The organism is Klebsiella quasipneumoniae subsp. quasipneumoniae (genome assembly GCF_020525925.1).
GTDB classification, from domain to species: domain Bacteria; phylum Pseudomonadota; class Gammaproteobacteria; order Enterobacterales; family Enterobacteriaceae; genus Klebsiella; species Klebsiella quasipneumoniae.
This window is the reverse complement of the sequence record NZ_CP084876.1, coordinates 4,527,894-4,544,130: the sequence shown is the minus strand read 5'-3', so window position 1 is coordinate 4,544,130 and position 16,237 is coordinate 4,527,894. Positions and strand designations below refer to the sequence as shown.

Here is a 16,237-nt window from a genome sequence, read left to right as displayed (position 1 = left end):
TATTTACGATATAGTGCTGTTTACTTTACACACTATAAAATACGCTGCACGCCTCAGGATGAAATCGCGTTATGTCATATGCAAACCGACCGCTCAACCGCCAGGATTATAAAACGCTGACGCTGGCCGCCCTTGGCGGCGCGCTGGAGTTTTATGACTTTATCATCTTCGTTTTCTTCGCCGCCGTCGTCGGCGAGCTCTTCTTCCCCGCGGATATTCCGGAATGGCTTCGCCAGGTACAGACCTTTGGCATTTTCGCCGCCGGTTACCTGGCGCGTCCGCTGGGGGGGATCATCATGGCCCATTTTGGCGATCTGGTTGGCCGCAAGAGAATGTTTACCCTCAGCATCCTGCTGATGGCGCTGCCGACCCTGGCGATTGGTCTGTTGCCGACCTACAGCTCGGTGGGCATCGTCGCGCCGCTGCTGTTGCTGTTGATGCGTATTCTGCAGGGGGCGGCGATCGGCGGCGAGGTGCCTGGCGCCTGGGTGTTTGTCGCCGAGCATGTTCCGGAAAAACGCATTGGTATCGCCTGCGGCACGCTGACGGCCGGCCTGACCGTAGGCATCCTGCTGGGATCGGTGGTAGCGACGCTTATCAACACCAGCCTGACGCCGCAGGGGATCCACGACGGCGGCTGGCGGATCCCCTTCCTGCTGGGAGGCGTATTTGGTCTGGTGGCGATGTATCTGCGCCGCTGGCTGCAGGAGACGCCGATTTTTCTTGAGATGCAGCAGCGCAAAGCGCTGGCGCAGGAGCTGCCGGTAAAAGCGGTCGTCCTCAAGCACCAGAAGGCGGTGGCGGTCTCTATGCTGCTGACCTGGCTGCTGTCGGCAGGCGTGGTGGTGGTGATCCTGATGTCGCCGGTCTGGCTGCAGAAACACTATGGCTTCGCCCCGGCGATAACCCTGCAGGCCAACAGCATTGCCACGATTATGTTGTGCATCGGCTGTCTGCTCGCCGGGCTGGCGGCGGACCGCTTCGGCGCCAGCCGCACCTTTATCGTCGGCAGCCTGCTGCTGGCGGTTGCCAGCTGGGCGTTTTACCACCTGTCTGGCGCCAGCCCGCAGCGGCTGTTTCTGCTCTACGGCACGGTGGGACTCTGTGTGGGCGTGGTGGGGGCGGTGCCTTATGTTATGGTGCTGGCCTTCCCGGCGGAAGTGCGCTTCACCGGCATCTCCTTTTCCTACAATCTGTCGTACGCGATTTTTGGCGGCCTGACGCCAATTGCCGTCACGATGCTGATGGGGGTGTCGCCGATGGCCCCGGCCTGGTATGTGCTGGCCTTGTCGCTGATGGGGCTGGGATTAGGTATCTGGCTGCGTCAGGGGCTGACGGCGGCGAGGTTGCCGGAAGGGGAGCTGCAGCGCTAAGCAGGTTTGCCGATGATGACCAGCCGCCGCCCTGTCACAGGGCGGCGGCGGAAGATTAACGCGGTTCGCCGATCGGCAGCACGGTGCGGCCGAACTGCTCGTTCAGCACTTCGCCCATCGCCAGGTAAATGGCGCTGGCGCCGCAAACCAGGCCGACCCAGCCAGCAACTTTCACGATGCCTTCGTTATCCAGCAGATGACCAATCGCCAGCAGCGCAAACAGCACCGTCAGGCTCAGGAACACGAACTGCAGCATGCGTGCGGCTTTCAGCGTACCGAAGAACATGAACAACGTAAAAATACCCCACAGGCCGAGATACATGCCGAGGAAGTGCGCGTTCGGCGCATCAGCCAGGCCCATTTTCGGCATCAGGAGAATAGCAACCAGCGTCAGCCAGAAGCTGCCGTAGGAGGTAAAAGCGGTCAAGCCAAAGGTGTTGCCTTTTTTGTATTCCAGCAGGCCGGCAAAAATTTGCGCAATGCCGCCGTAAAAAATGCCCATCGCCAGGATAGCTACATCGAATGCGAACAGGCCGCTATTCGCCAGGTTAAGCAGAATAGTGGTCATGCCGAAGCCCATAAGGCCCAGCGGTGCCGGATTAGCCAACTTAGTGTTGCCCATAATTCCTCAAAATTATCATTAAAAGGGAAGCATTACCCCGCGACTTGGCGGCGGGGCGCGGCATAATAATGAGGCGCGGAAAGGCTGTCTATGATCTGGCGGGGTATTTTTCACCAATTTCAGTTGTGCCCGACGACGAGTGGAGCATTTGTCGTAAACAGGCAATATGCAGAACCGCGGGGATGGTGACCCGATAAGCGCTGCCGCTTACCGCTTTCACGCTGTTCAGCGCGGCGCCAAGCGGCCCCCCCAGCCCGGCGCCGCGTACCAGGCCATGGCCGATGACGCTCACGGCGGCGTGCGTGCGCAGAATGGCGGTTAACCGCTCATCGAGTAGCAGGGCAACGCCTTCACTCAGCTTGCGGCGCCTCAACAGATGGGGCAGCAGGCTTTCCAGCTCATGACTCCGGCACTCCACCGCGGCGAGAAACTGCGTTTTTTGTTCCTTATCCAGCTTATTCCAGCTGTGCTGCAGAAAATGCGTCAACAACTGTTGCTCGATCTGCGGCGTCGTCATCTGTTTATCGACCTTCGCCTTTAGCCTTTTACACACATCCAGCAGGATGGCGCGATAAAATTTGCCATGGCGGCGCAGCGTATTGGCGATGCTGTCGCCGCCGAAATGCTGTAGCTCGCCGGCGATCAACTGCCAGTTGCGGCGATAGCGCTCCGGGTGGCCCTCCATAGACAGAAAGGTCTCGTTGCGCAGCAGCGTACTGGAGAGACGGGGTTTGCCATTTTCCCCGTGGGTCAGAATACGGGTAAACGCTTCCAGATGCGCCTCGCTGCACTCAGGCAGAAAGGCGAGATCGTCATCATCCAGATAGTTAATATGCATAACGTTTTCTCTCGGGCAGGGGACGACGTTAGTCGTCGCCGATAATTTTCAGTGAGGCCATATCTGAGGAGTTGACCGTGTGGCCGGAGAAGGCGATTTTTTTCACACAGCGCTTGTTGTCGTTATCGCTGTTGAGGGAGATCCAGCCGGTGGTGTGGCCCTTTTTGATCCCGGCGGGCACGTTCAGGGTGTGGCTGGCGCCGTGGCTGGCCTTAAAGTAGACCGTTGCTCCGGAGAGCTGAATGTCGCCGCGTTCGGCGCTGAGCTGAATACGTTTGACCACCCGGCAGACGGGAAGCTTCAGCGTCAGATCGTTGGTCTCATTGCGCGGCATGGCTATCACGCCGAGGATCTTATGGTCGTTGGCGGCCGCCGAGGTGATAACTGACACGCTAAGGATAAGCCCGGCTGAAAGCCGGAATAGTGATTTCATTAATCTGTCCCCTGAATAAGTAAAGTGCGAGGGCGGGGATCTTATCACTGCGAAAACGGGGCTTTTAGCGCACAAGTATTGCGTTTTATGTCAATGATATTATGAATATATTCGGTTTTTTTATTCGTTACTTGTATGGGTGTTTCGCCATCTTTTTTGCCGCCCGGCAACATCGTTTGCTAGGCCATCGACGGCAGCGGGCGAGGGCGTCGGCTGGCCTCCGACAAAAAATTTTTCTGCTTGCCCCTTGATGCCGGGGTGGGCGACCCCATCTTGTAGTCAACCGCAGTGAAGAACCTGAAAAAAAATGATGTCTGGGCAGTTGAAACCGCACGTTTCGCCCTTATTACAGGTTCACAACCACATGTTGATCGAATTTTTAGTGGAGACGTTTAGATGGGTAAAATTATTGGTATCGACCTGGGTACTACCAACTCTTGTGTAGCGATTATGGATGGCACTACTGCACGCGTGCTGGAGAACGCCGAAGGCGATCGCACCACGCCTTCTATCATTGCCTATACCCAGGATGGTGAAACTCTGGTTGGTCAGCCGGCTAAACGTCAGGCAGTGACAAACCCGCAAAACACCCTGTTTGCGATTAAACGCCTGATTGGCCGCCGCTTCCAGGACGAAGAAGTTCAGCGTGACGTTTCTATCATGCCATACAAAATTGTTGCCGCAGACAATGGCGACGCATGGCTGGATGTGAAGGGCACCAAAACTGCACCGCCGCAGATCTCTGCTGAAGTGCTGAAAAAAATGAAGAAAACGGCTGAAGATTACCTGGGTGAACCGGTAACTGAAGCGGTTATCACCGTACCGGCTTACTTCAACGATGCGCAGCGTCAGGCAACCAAAGATGCTGGCCGTATCGCCGGTCTGGAAGTCAAACGTATCATCAACGAACCGACCGCGGCCGCGCTGGCGTACGGTCTGGATAAAGAAGTGGGCAACCGCACGATCGCGGTTTACGACCTCGGTGGTGGTACTTTCGATATCTCTATTATCGAAATCGACGAAGTTGATGGCGAAAAAACCTTCGAAGTACTGGCGACCAACGGTGATACCCACCTGGGCGGCGAAGACTTCGATACCCGTCTGATCAACTACCTCGTTGATGAATTTAAGAAAGATCAGGGCATTGACCTGCGCAACGACCCGCTGGCGATGCAGCGCCTGAAAGAAGCCGCTGAGAAAGCGAAGATTGAACTGTCTTCTGCTCAGCAGACCGACGTTAACCTGCCGTACATCACGGCAGACGCGACCGGTCCGAAACACATGAACATCAAAGTGACGCGTGCGAAACTGGAAAGCCTGGTAGAAGACCTGGTTAACCGTTCCATCGAGCCGCTGAAAGTAGCCCTGCAGGATGCCGGTCTGTCCGTTTCCGATATCAACGACGTCATCCTCGTTGGTGGTCAGACTCGTATGCCGATGGTGCAGAAGAAAGTGGCCGAGTTCTTTGGTAAAGAACCGCGTAAAGACGTTAACCCGGACGAAGCCGTGGCGATCGGCGCTGCCGTTCAGGGCGGTGTACTGACCGGTGATGTGAAAGACGTTCTGCTGCTCGACGTGACCCCGCTGTCGCTGGGTATCGAAACCATGGGCGGCGTGATGACGGCGCTGATCAGCAAAAACACCACTATCCCGACCAAGCACAGCCAGGTGTTCTCTACCGCTGAAGACAACCAGTCCGCGGTTACCATCCATGTGCTGCAGGGTGAGCGTAAACGCGCGTCTGATAACAAATCTCTGGGTCAGTTCAACCTGGATGGTATTAACCCGGCGCCGCGTGGCATGCCGCAGATCGAAGTGACCTTTGACATCGATGCTGACGGTATCCTGCACGTCTCCGCGAAAGACAAAAACAGCGGTAAAGAGCAGAAGATCACCATCAAAGCGTCTTCCGGTCTGAATGAAGAAGAAATTCAGAAAATGGTTCGCGAAGCGGAAGCTAACGCCGAATCTGACCGTAAGTTCGAAGAGCTGGTACAGACCCGTAACCAGGGCGACCATCTGCTGCACAGCACTCGCAAGCAGGTTGAAGAAGCAGGCGATAAACTGCCGGCTGACGACAAAACTGCCATCGAGTCTGCGCTGACCGCGCTGGAAACTTCGCTGAAAGGTGAAGACAAAGCGGACATCGAAGCGAAAATGCAGGCGCTGGCGCAGGTTTCCCAGAAGCTGATGGAAATCGCCCAGCAGCAGCATGCTCAGCAGCAGGCGGGTTCCGCTGACGCTCAGGCGAGCAACGCGAAAGACGACGATGTTGTCGACGCTGAGTTCGAAGAAGTGAAAGATAAAAAATAATCGCCCTTTGAACGGGTAAAACACTGGCACGGGCGAAGAGGTTTCCTCTCCGCCCGTGCACGCATGTTAAGGGGCTGAAAAACACCGATGGCAAAGCAAGATTACTACGAGATTTTAGGCGTCTCCAAAACAGCGGAAGAGCGTGAAATCAAAAAGGCTTATAAGCGCCTGGCCATGAAGTATCACCCGGACCGCAACCAGGGTGATAAAGAGGCCGAAGCCAAATTTAAAGAAATCAAAGAAGCGTATGAAATCCTGACTGATGCCCAGAAGCGTGCGGCCTACGATCAGTACGGCCATGCGGCCTTTGAGCAGGGCGGCATGGGCGGCGGCGGTTTTGGCGGCGGTGCGGACTTCAGCGATATCTTTGGCGATGTTTTCGGCGATATCTTTGGCGGCGGACGTGGCCGGCAGCGCGCGGCGCGCGGCGCCGATCTCCGTTACAACATGGAGCTGACGCTGGAAGAAGCGGTTCGTGGCGTCACCAAAGAGATCCGTATTCCGACGCTGGAAGAGTGCGACGTCTGCCACGGCAGCGGCGCCAAAGCAGGCAGCAAACCGCAGACCTGTCCGACCTGTCATGGCGCGGGCCAGGTACAGATGCGTCAGGGCTTCTTTGCGGTACAGCAGACCTGTCCGCACTGTCAGGGACGCGGTACGCTGATTAAAGATCCGTGCAATAAATGTCATGGTCACGGCCGCGTTGAGAAGACCAAAACCCTGTCGGTTAAAATCCCGGCGGGCGTGGATACCGGCGACCGGATCCGTCTGGCGGGCGAAGGCGAAGCCGGCGAGCATGGCGCACCGGCAGGGGATCTGTACGTTCAGGTTCAGGTGAAGCAGCACGCTATCTTTGAGCGTGAAGGTAATAACCTGTACTGCGAAGTGCCGATCAACTTCACCATGGCTGCGCTGGGCGGTGAGATTGAGGTCCCGACGCTCGACGGTCGCGTCAACCTGAAAATTCCGGGTGAAACCCAGACCGGCAAGCTGTTCCGCATGCGTGGGAAAGGCGTGAAATCCGTTCGCGGCGGCGCGCAGGGCGATCTGCTGTGCCGGGTGGTGGTGGAGACGCCGGTGGGGCTGAACGAGAAGCAGAAGCAGCTGCTGAAAGAGCTGCAGGAAAGCTTCGGCGGCCCGACCGGGGAAAACAACAGCCCGCGTTCGAAAAGCTTCTTTGACGGTGTGAAGAAGTTTTTTGATGATTTGACTCGTTAATCATTTCCGTCATTGCTGATAAAAAGCCTGAGATTGAGAAATCCCAGGCTTTTTTATTTCTTCTTGATGTATCCATTAATTCAACTCTTTGATTCAGAATCTTTATTTTATTGAATCAGGAGTATTAACAGCGTTCTTCCCATTGATTTAATTTTCCCTCATGGCATAACCTACATGCATTTAATATATGTGCAGTTAATCTCAATAGGGCTTTATTATTTATAACATGAATAATTGATGGTCTGGTCATTTCGATGTTGCTGGGGCATTATGTCTTAATCATCCAGGATAAAGCCCGAACGTTTCATCTGTGGTTGCCCAAATGGGTATTGTCGGACGTCGCTCAAATCAATAACGTCCAGGCGTGCCAGTTATGACAAAAATAGGTAACAGACAAGTGCGTTATGATCGTGCCGGATATTTATAAATAATAACTTACCCTCACTAAAACAACATATTTTGACACATGCCTGATAATACCCATCGTCCCTTTTGATATGAGATTTTCATCACTATTTTGATGGTGTGTTTCGCTAACAATAAGCGCCGCAGAAAAGTAGTGTATGGCTATGGACGAATTATAACTTTGGGAAATACTTTCAATGCCTCGGATAAAAAATACGCTATTGGCTTGTATGATACTTGCAGCATCCTTGGGATTTAGTCACTCCGTACAAGCATCTTTGGACTACCAATATTCTTTTGGATCGATTAATGCAGGTTATGCTGACTGGAACAGCGGCTTTGTCGATGTAGGTCGTGGTGAAGTCTGGAAAGCCACAGCTGATTTTGGCGTCAATTTTAAAGAAGCCGAATTCTATTCTTTTTTTGAAAGTAATGTACTCAACCATTCTGTCGCGGGGCGTAACCATACGGTTTCAGCGATGACGCATGTTCGCCTTTTTGGCTCTGACTATACGCTCTTTGGCAAGATTTATGGCCAGTGGGAAAATACGTGGGGGGATGATCTGGACATGTTTTATGGTCTTGGTTATCTGGGATGGTCCGGGAAATGGGGATTCTTTAAACCTTACATCGGACTCCACAATGAGTCGGGTGATTATGTTTCACCAAAATATGGGCAAACAAGCGGCTGGAACGGGTATGTACTGGGCTGGACGGCAGCTTATAACTTCACGCTATTTGACGAGAAATTTGTTCTGTCAGACTGGAATGAAATTGAATTTGAGCGAAATGATGCCTACGCGGAACAGCAACACGGTGATTATGGCATTAATGGCGGTTTAACGCTGGCCTGGAAATTTTATCCTCACTGGAAGGCAACGGTAACCTGGCGTTATTTTAAAAACAAATTAGGTTATGACGGCTTTGGCGATCAAATGATTTATATGGTTGGGTATGAATTTTAAAAAATGTCAAAGGAGTTAAAATGAAAAAAACAGTTGTTGCCAGTATGATTGGGCTGGCGCTATGTGCCGGGAGCGCGCTGTCAACAGCACATGCCGCAACAGAAAAGCGTCCTAATTTGGTTATTATTCTGGCTGATGATTTAGGGTATGGCGATCTTGCAACTTATGGACATCCCATTGTCAAAACCCCGAATATCGACAAACTGGCGCAGGAAGGGGTGAAATTCACCGATTATTATGCGCCTGCGCCGCTGTGCTCCCCCTCCCGTGCGGGTCTGTTAACCGGTCGTATGCCATTTCGCACTGGTATTCGCTCATGGATCCCGGAAGGCAAAGATGTTGCATTAGGGCGTAATGAACTGACCATCGCCAATCTGTTGAAACAGCAGGGCTATGACACGGCGATGATGGGCAAACTGCACCTGAATGCAGGTGGAGATCGTACCGATCAACCCCAGGCAAAAGATATGGGGTTTGATTACAGTCTGGTGAATCCGGCGGGATTTGTCACGGATTCCACGCTGGATAATGCCAAAGAGCGTCCTCGCTACGGGGTGGTGCATCCGACAGGATGGCTACGCAATGGGCAACGAATTGGTCGCGCAGATAAAATGAGCGGTGAATTTGTCAGCTCTGAAGTGGTGAACTGGCTGGATAATAAGAAAGATGATAAGCCGTTCTTCTTATATGTCGCGTTTACTGAGGTGCACAGCCCGCTGGCTTCGCCGAAGAAGTATCTCGATATGTACTCGCAATATATGAGCGCGTACCAAAAACAGCACCCGGATCTGTTTTATGGCGACTGGGCTGATAAACCGTGGCGTGGCACGGGGGAGTACTACGCGAACATCAGTTACATGGATGCTCAGGTCGGTAAAGTGCTGGATAAAATTAAGGCAATGGGCGAAGAAGACAACACCATCGTGATTTTCACCAGTGACAATGGCCCGGTAACGCGTGAGGCGCGTAAGGTGTATGAGCTGAACCTGGCGGGTGAGACCGATGGTTTGCGTGGCCGTAAAGATAATCTGTGGGAAGGCGGCATCCGCGTTCCGGCGATTATTAAATATGGCAAACATCTGCCGCAGGGGATGGTGACGGATACGCCGGTTTCCGGTCTTGACTGGATGCCGACGCTGGCGAAGATGATGGATTTTACACTCCCGAACGATCGCACGTACGATGGCCAGTCTTTGGTTCCGCTGCTGGAACAGAAGCCGCTGGAGCGTAATAAGCCGTTGATCTTCGGCGTTGATATGCCATTCCAGGACGATCCAACCGATGAGTGGGCGATCAGGGATGGCGACTGGAAGATGATCATCGATCGTGAAAATAAACCGAAATATCTCTACAACCTGAAGACCGACCGTTACGAAACGCTCAATCAGATTGGCAAACGGCCGGATATTGAGAAACAACTGTACGATAAGTTCCTGAAGTATAAAGAAGACATCGATAACGATTCGTTAATGAAAGCCCGTGGCGATAAGCCGACGCCGGTCACCTGGGGCTAACCGAATAACCATAAAACCGTAGTATGCCACTTAGGGCGATGCCCGCCTGATTCGGTGTTTAAACTGAATCAGGTTCTTTTTATTGGGATGGACATAGCGATCATGCGAAGAAAGAGCTGTCAGGTCATGATTAAACCGACAGGTTCAGTATGCAATCTTGATTGTAAGTACTGCTTCTATCTGGAAAAGGAAAAGCTCTACCCGGAGCGAAAACGCAACTACAGAATGTCAGACGAGATGCTGGAACGCTTCATTAAACAACATATTGCCGCGCAAGAGGTTGATGAGGTGATTTTTGCCTGGCAGGGCGGAGAACCGACGTTGATGGGGCTGCCTTTTTATCGCCGGGCGATCGAACTCCAGCAGCGTTATGCTGCGGGAAAAACGATTGTGAATACCTTCCAGACGAACGGCATTTTGATCGACGACCAATGGGCTGAGTTTTTTCGGGCCAACCAATTCCTGGTCGGTATTTCCATTGACGGCGATGCAGCCTTGCATGACGAATGGCGCGTTACGCGCTCGGGAAAAGCGACGCATGCGAAAGTTGAACAGGCCATACAATGTCTGCACCGCCACGGCGTTGAATTTAATACGCTGACGGTTGTTAATCAGAGCAATATGCGCCATCCGCTTCAGGTATATCGCTATCTGAAGAGCATCGGCAGCCGTTATATGCAATTTATCCCTTTGGTGGAAAGAAGCAGCGAAAAGAGCGGCCTTGGGCTGGCGCACCCTGAGGACAGGCAAACAAAAATGATGCCGTGGTCGGTTGATCCGCTACAGTTTGGCCATTTTCTTAACGCTATTTTTGATGTATGGGTCCGCGAAGACATTGGCGACATAGGCATACAGATGTTTGAACAAACGCTTGCCGCCTGGTGTGGGTTGCCTCCCCAGGTATGCGTATTCGCGCCAACCTGCGGCAGCGCGTTTGCGATGGAGATGAACGGCGACGTTTATAACTGCGATCATTTTGTTTATCCGCAGTACAGGCTGGGAAATATTCAGGATACGACGCTACATGCGATGAATAATAGCGCGCAAAACCAGCAGTTTGGTGATGATAAAAGCCACTCAATGGCGCAGGAGTGTCGCTCTTGTCAGTGGCAATTTGCCTGCTACGGCGGCTGCCCCAAGCACCGCTTCTTGCTATCCGCGACGGGCGAGAGAAACCACAACTATTTGTGCGCAGGCTATAAAGCGTTTTTCTCTCATAGCGCGGTGACTATGAGCGCGATGAAAACACTCCATCAGAATGGTTTTTCACCGGCAGAGATAAAATCAATATTTGTTTGAAAACCATACCGTCACAGGGAGTTAATCATGTTTTCTCAGGTTAATGTCGATAGCTGCAAAACGCCAGGCTGCAAAAATCTGGGCGTGCTGAACAGCCCGGATTACCAGAACCAGGGGAAAAATGTGTTATGCAGGGCATGTGGTTTTCATTTTCCTGTGATTTCGGCAAGATCGCTGAATCTTTTTCGCCAGTCGGTAAATCGGGTATGGAAAGGGTTGATAAAATCCTGCCCCGGATGCGGCGGCGCCTCACTAAAAAAGTATGGCTTTTCCGCGCAGGGAGAGCCACGCGTCTGCTGCCAGCAGTGCCATAAAACATTTCTTTATCCCGTCAGATATAAAACCGATCCGCGCCAGGATTATCTTGCCGCACTCATCCAGGAAGGGGCTTCGCTGGCGGATATCCGATCCGCCCTTGCGTTAGACAGTACCGGACTAAGCCGTGAATTACAGAAGTTATCCCGCAGGGCAAATCAGGCGGAACGCGAGTTTGCCTTTCCCGCTTTCGACATTACCCTCAGCACCCGCGCTTTTCGGGTTAAATTTAACGGCGGTGACAATTTTCTGTATGTGCTGGTCACCGCCGAGGAGACTACCGGTCGGATTATATCCGTAACAACCAATTATTCACTCCAGCCCGTTGAAGCGGAGTATCAATACCACTCTTATTACGAAGAACGCCTGCCGCCCGGTACGCTGGTACATCTTGTGCAACGGAAAGAAGCGATAACGATGCGGCGCGCAACGCTTTTTGATGTGGATTACGGACCGGCGGCGTTATACAAAAACGATCCGGGAATGCTGGTCAAACCCGTATTGCCGGCTTATCGCCATTTTGAATTAGTCAAAACACTGACAGATGCACGCTCCCTCAATATTCAACACTACATCGATCAGGAATGTTTTATATTAGGTGGCTGCCTGATGGCGAATTTGCAGCAGGTTCAACAGGGGCGATGCCATATCTCATTTGTCAGAGAGCGAGGCATGACGCCGCCGCTGCATGATATCCCGCCGCGCCTGTTTATGGGCGGAGGGAACCGCAACAATGTCTGGCGGACCTTCTCTACACGGGACTATGCGATGGCGGTTTGTAACCTAACCGGCAATAAAAAAACGGCCAATCTGCGGCACGCCACGTTAAATGGCGCGACGAAATTTATTCAATACCTGCACGCGCATCCTTTTTTGCCGCAGCTAAATCGCCTGTCTCCGGCGAACGTGACCGTGACGCTGGATTGTCTGAAATATGAATATAATAAAAGACAGAAAATGTGGGACGATCTGCGCGGTTAATTCTGCTTCGTCAACGCCTGGCCTTTTGCTGCCCAGTCTATCATTGTCTTATCCCTCCTCTTTAGCTCGTAAAAATCGAGCATTAGCGCAACTTAAATCTGATTTTTTCGAGTTATCAGTCTGTGTATTATACTTTTATCGAGTTATTCACCAACAGGATGAAAGTAAAAGTGAAACATCTGCAACGATTCTTCAGTAGCGATGCTTCCGGCGGCATTGTCTTAATCATCGCCGCGGCGCTGGCGATGGTCATGGCCAATACCAGCGTGACCAGCGGTCTGTATCACTCCTTCCTTGATACGCCTGTACAGCTGCGGGTGGGAGCGCTGGAGATCAACAAGAATATGCTGCTATGGATCAATGATGCCCTGATGGCGGTGTTCTTCTTGCTGATTGGCCTGGAGGTTAAACGCGAGCTGATTCAGGGCTCGCTGGCGAGTCGCCGTCAGGCGGTCTTTCCGGTGATTGCCGCGCTCGGCGGGATGATCGTCCCGGCGCTGGTCTATCTGGCCTTTAACGCTCAGGATCCTGTCGCCAGAGAGGGATGGGCGATCCCGGCGGCGACGGATATTGCCTTTGCCCTCGGCGTGCTGGCGCTGTTAGGCAGCCGCGTCCCGACGGCGCTGAAGATTTTCCTGATGGCGCTGGCGATTATTGATGACCTTGGGGCTATCGTGATTATCGCGCTGTTTTATACCCACGACCTGTCAATGCTCTCGCTGGGCGTGGCGGCGGCGGCGATTGCGGTGCTGGTGGTTCTGAATCTGAGCGGCGTGCGACGCACCGGGATCTATATTCTGGTCGGTGCGGTGCTGTGGACCGCGGTGCTGAAGTCCGGCGTTCACGCGACGCTTGCCGGGGTCATCGTCGGCTTTATGATCCCGCTCCAGGAGAAGCAGGGTCAGTCACCGGCTAAAGTGCTTGAGCATGTCCTGCATCCGTGGGTGGCGTTTATGATCCTGCCGCTGTTTGCCTTCGCCAACGCGGGCGTCTCGCTGCGGGGGGTTACGCTTGATGGACTGACGTCGCTGCTGCCCCTGGGTATCATGGCCGGCCTGTTTATCGGTAAGCCGCTGGGGATCAGCCTGTTCTGCTGGCTGGCCCTGAAGCTGAAGTGGGCCTCGCTACCGGAGGGGACCACCTGCCGGCAGATTATGGCGGTGGGCATTCTGTGCGGGATTGGCTTTACGATGTCGATTTTTATCGCCACGCTGGCCTTCGCCAATGTCGATCCCGCGTTAATCAACTGGGCCAAGCTTGGCATCTTAATTGGATCGGTGGTATCAGCTGTTACCGGCTACCTCATACTGCGTCAGCGCGTAACGGATACTCGCCTCGCGGTATAACCTTTCTGCAGGAGGGCCAGCCAGGCTCTCCTGGACATTATCAGGGAGAGAAGCATGTCACATATCAACTACAACCATCTGTACTACTTCTGGCACGTCTATAAAGAAGGGTCTGTCGTGGGCGCGGCGGAGGCGCTGTTTCTGACGCCGCAAACCATTACCGGGCAGATCAAAGCGCTGGAGGAGCGTCTGCAGGGAAAGTTATTTAAGCGCAAGGGAAGAGGGCTGGAGCCGAGCGAGCTCGGGGAGCTGGTCTTTCGCTACGCCGACCGGATGTTTACCCTGAGCCAGGAGATGCTCGACATCGTCAACTACCGCAAAGAGTCGAATCTGCTGTTTGACGTCGGCGTGGCCGATGCGCTATCGAAACGGCTGGTCAGCGGCGTACTGGATGCCGCCGTTGTCGAAAGCGAGCAGATCCATCTGCGCTGTTTTGAATCCACCCATGAGCTGCTGCTGGAGCAGCTGAGCCAGCATAAGCTCGATATGATTATCTCTGACTGCCCGATCGACTCGACGCAGCAGGAAGGGCTGTTTTCGGTGAAGATTGGCGAGTGCAGCGTCAGCTTCTGGTGCATGAACCCGGCGCCAATGAAGCCGTTCCCGGCCTGTCTTGAAGAGCGACGGCTGCTGATCCCTGGTCGACGCTCGATGCTGGGACGTAAGCTGCTGAACTGGATTAACGTGCAGGGGCTGAAGGTGGAGATCCTCGGCGAGTTTGACGACGCGGCGCTCATGAAAGCCTTCGGCGCCGCGCATAATGCGATTTTTGTCGCGCCGACGCTCTACGCGCATGATTTCTACCATGATGAATCGATTGTCGAAATTGGCCGCATGGATAGCGTGATGGAGGAGTATCACGCCATTTTCGCCGAACGGATGATTCAGCATCCGGCGGTACAGCGCATCTGCAATCGCGATTATTCGTCGCTGTTTACTGAACCCAGATAGCCGGAAAGCGTGGGCTGGCGTGGCTCAGGTCGCGCCAGGACGGGAAAGATGACAGGCATAAAAAAACCCGCTTTCGCGGGTTTTTTCACAAAGCGACAACAAGCAGCGATTAAGCCAGTTTGTTGATCTGAGCGGTCAGGTTAGCCTTATGACGCGCAGCTTTGTTTTTGTGGATCAGACCTTTAGCAGCCTGACGGTCCACGATCGGTTGCATTTCGTTAAATGCTTTTTGTGCAGCAGCTTTGTCGCCAGCTTCGATAGCTGCGTATACTTTCTTGATGAAAGTACGCATCATAGAGCGACGGCTAGCGTTGTGCTTGCGAGCCTTTTCAGACTGAACGGCGCGCTTCTTAGCTGATTTGATATTAGCCAAGGTCCAACTCCCAAATGTGTTCTATATGGACAATTCAAAGGCCGAGGAATATGCCCGTTTAGCCTTCTTTTGTCAATGGATTTGTGCAAATAAGCGCCGTTTAACACCACAGCGCTTCATTACGTAGTGATGGCGCAAGATTCTACCAGCTTGTTGCAGGCGAATACAGCTTTTCCACCATAAAAATCGCCGGGGGCGGGCGGTTTTCCCGCTGACTCGCGCTGAGTGAATGAATTCCTGAGAACTTTCGTTGCCGAGGAGCAATCGCTGGTTAACGTTGACAGTTGTACAAGGTATACTCGGACGATTTTCACTGTTTTGAGCCAGACATGAAGCTGATACGCGGCATACATAATCTCAGTCAGGCCCCGCACGGGTGCGTGCTGACCATTGGCAATTTTGACGGCGTGCATCGTGGGCATCAGGCGCTGCTGCAGCGCTTGCGCGAAGAGGGCCGCCAGCGCGGTTTACCGGTGGTGGTGATGATTTTCGAACCCCAGCCGCTCGAGCTTTTTGCCGCCGATAAAGCCCCGGCGCGGTTGACCCGCCTGCGTGAAAAGCTGAGCTATCTGGCTGAAAGCGGGGTCGACTATGTGCTGTGCGTTCGCTTCGACCGCCGGTTCGCCGCGCTGACGGCGCAGGATTTTATCAGTGAACTGCTGGTGCGCCGCCTGGGCGTGCAGTTCCTTGCCGTCGGTGACGATTTCCGCTTTGGCGCTGGTCGCCAGGGGGATTTCTTGTTATTACAAAAGGCGGGGGCGGAATACGGCTTCGACGTCACCAGCACCCAAACCTTCTGCGAAGGCGGGGTGCGGATCAGCAGCACGGCGGTGCGTCAGGCGCTGGCCGATGACGATCTCCTGCTGGCGGAGACGCTGCTCGGCCATCCGTTTAGCATTTCCGGGCGCGTCGTGCATGGCGACGAACTGGGCCGTACCATAGGTTTTCCGACGGCGAACTTACCGCTGCGTCGTCAGGTTTCCCCGGTTAAAGGGGTCTATGCGGTAGAAGTGACAGGGCTGGGCGACAAGCCGATCGCCGGCGTCGCCAATATTGGCACCCGTCCAACGGTAGCGGGCGTGCGTCAGCAGCTCGAAGTGCATCTGTTGGACGTTGTAATGGACCTCTACGGTCGCCATATCAATGTAGTACTGCGTAAAAAGATACGTAATGAGCAGCGGTTTGCGTCGCTCGACGAGCTGAAGGCGCAAATCGCACGTGATGAGTTAACGGCCCGCGAATTATTTGGGCTGACCAGCCAGGCCTGAGCCACTGGTGTTTATCAAACCGA

Annotated in this window: 14 protein-coding genes and 1 pseudogene; 11 read left to right on the top strand and 4 right to left on the bottom strand. The window is 53.6% G+C overall.

Annotation, left to right across the window (positions count from 1 at the left end; translation table 11 throughout):
- The first annotated feature begins 71 nt into the window (after nucleotides 1-71).
- On the top strand, nucleotides 72-1,373 hold the full coding sequence (locus LGM20_RS21825; protein WP_044525312.1) for an MFS transporter: 1,302 nt from the start codon (nucleotides 72-74) through the stop codon (nucleotides 1,371-1,373).
- A gap of 55 nt (nucleotides 1,374-1,428) precedes the next feature.
- Here the strand turns inward: LGM20_RS21825 and satP are convergent, their stop codons facing one another.
- The 3 genes from satP to LGM20_RS21810 form a co-directional block, all read right to left on the bottom strand.
- The gene (gene satP / locus LGM20_RS21820) at nucleotides 1,429-1,995 is read right to left on the bottom strand and encodes an acetate uptake transporter (RefSeq protein WP_044525313.1); all 567 of its coding nucleotides are present in this window, start codon (nucleotides 1,993-1,995) and stop codon (nucleotides 1,429-1,431) included.
- Between the two features lie 88 nt (nucleotides 1,996-2,083).
- Nucleotides 2,084-2,833 (bottom strand): acidic protein MsyB, encoded by a 750-nt coding sequence (gene msyB, locus LGM20_RS21815; RefSeq protein WP_044525314.1) that lies wholly within the window; start codon nucleotides 2,831-2,833, stop codon nucleotides 2,084-2,086.
- 28 nt (nucleotides 2,834-2,861) lie between these two features.
- Nucleotides 2,862-3,266 (bottom strand): DUF2541 family protein, encoded by a 405-nt coding sequence (locus tag LGM20_RS21810; protein WP_044525315.1) that lies wholly within the window; start codon nucleotides 3,264-3,266, stop codon nucleotides 2,862-2,864.
- 396 nt (nucleotides 3,267-3,662) lie between these two features.
- On the opposite strand from LGM20_RS21810, the gene dnaK reads away from it, so the two are divergent.
- From dnaK to nhaR, 8 genes are all read left to right on the top strand, one after another.
- Nucleotides 3,663-5,579 carry a molecular chaperone DnaK gene (gene dnaK / locus LGM20_RS21805; protein ID WP_023291917.1) on the top strand — a complete coding sequence of 639 codons (1,917 nt, stop codon included), beginning with the start codon at nucleotides 3,663-3,665 and terminating at the stop codon, nucleotides 5,577-5,579.
- A gap of 87 nt (nucleotides 5,580-5,666) precedes the next feature.
- A complete protein-coding gene (gene dnaJ / locus LGM20_RS21800; RefSeq protein ID WP_016831529.1) occupies nucleotides 5,667-6,797 on the top strand; it encodes a molecular chaperone DnaJ in 1,131 nt (376 codons plus the stop codon).
- A gap of 602 nt (nucleotides 6,798-7,399) precedes the next feature.
- The gene (locus tag LGM20_RS21795; protein WP_044525316.1) at nucleotides 7,400-8,167 is read left to right on the top strand and encodes an outer membrane protein OmpK; all 768 of its coding nucleotides are present in this window, start codon (nucleotides 7,400-7,402) and stop codon (nucleotides 8,165-8,167) included.
- A 20-nt stretch (nucleotides 8,168-8,187) separates the two neighbouring features.
- A complete protein-coding gene (locus LGM20_RS21790; RefSeq protein WP_044525317.1) occupies nucleotides 8,188-9,681 on the top strand; it encodes a sulfatase family protein in 1,494 nt (497 codons plus the stop codon).
- A gap of 99 nt (nucleotides 9,682-9,780) precedes the next feature.
- Complete coding sequence (locus LGM20_RS21785; protein ID WP_089849824.1) at nucleotides 9,781-10,980, top strand: anaerobic sulfatase maturase; 1,200 nt, start codon at nucleotides 9,781-9,783, stop codon at nucleotides 10,978-10,980.
- Nucleotides 10,981-11,007: 27 nt separating this feature from the next.
- On the top strand, nucleotides 11,008-12,276 hold the full coding sequence (locus tag LGM20_RS21780; RefSeq protein WP_044525318.1) for a hypothetical protein: 1,269 nt from the start codon (nucleotides 11,008-11,010) through the stop codon (nucleotides 12,274-12,276).
- 170 nt (nucleotides 12,277-12,446) lie between these two features.
- On the top strand, nucleotides 12,447-13,622 hold the full coding sequence (nhaA, locus tag LGM20_RS21775; protein ID WP_044525319.1) for a Na+/H+ antiporter NhaA: 1,176 nt from the start codon (nucleotides 12,447-12,449) through the stop codon (nucleotides 13,620-13,622).
- Nucleotides 13,623-13,676: 54 nt separating this feature from the next.
- Nucleotides 13,677-14,573 (top strand): transcriptional activator NhaR, encoded by an 897-nt coding sequence (nhaR, locus tag LGM20_RS21770; protein WP_023291923.1) that lies wholly within the window; start codon nucleotides 13,677-13,679, stop codon nucleotides 14,571-14,573.
- 109 nt (nucleotides 14,574-14,682) lie between these two features.
- On the opposite strand, the gene rpsT is transcribed toward nhaR, so the two are convergent.
- Nucleotides 14,683-14,946 (bottom strand): 30S ribosomal protein S20, encoded by a 264-nt coding sequence (rpsT, locus tag LGM20_RS21765; RefSeq protein WP_002887965.1) that lies wholly within the window; start codon nucleotides 14,944-14,946, stop codon nucleotides 14,683-14,685.
- Nucleotides 14,947-15,062: 116 nt separating this feature from the next.
- Here rpsT and LGM20_RS21760 point away from each other — a divergent pair.
- Both LGM20_RS21760 and ribF read left to right on the top strand, forming a co-directional pair.
- A pseudogene (locus LGM20_RS21760) lies at nucleotides 15,063-15,268 on the top strand (DUF2575 domain-containing protein); the annotation flags it as partial.
- A 7-nt stretch (nucleotides 15,269-15,275) separates the two neighbouring features.
- The gene (gene ribF / locus LGM20_RS21755) at nucleotides 15,276-16,214 is read left to right on the top strand and encodes a bifunctional riboflavin kinase/FAD synthetase (RefSeq protein ID WP_004204236.1); all 939 of its coding nucleotides are present in this window, start codon (nucleotides 15,276-15,278) and stop codon (nucleotides 16,212-16,214) included.
- Nucleotides 16,215-16,237: the final 23 nt, after the last annotated feature.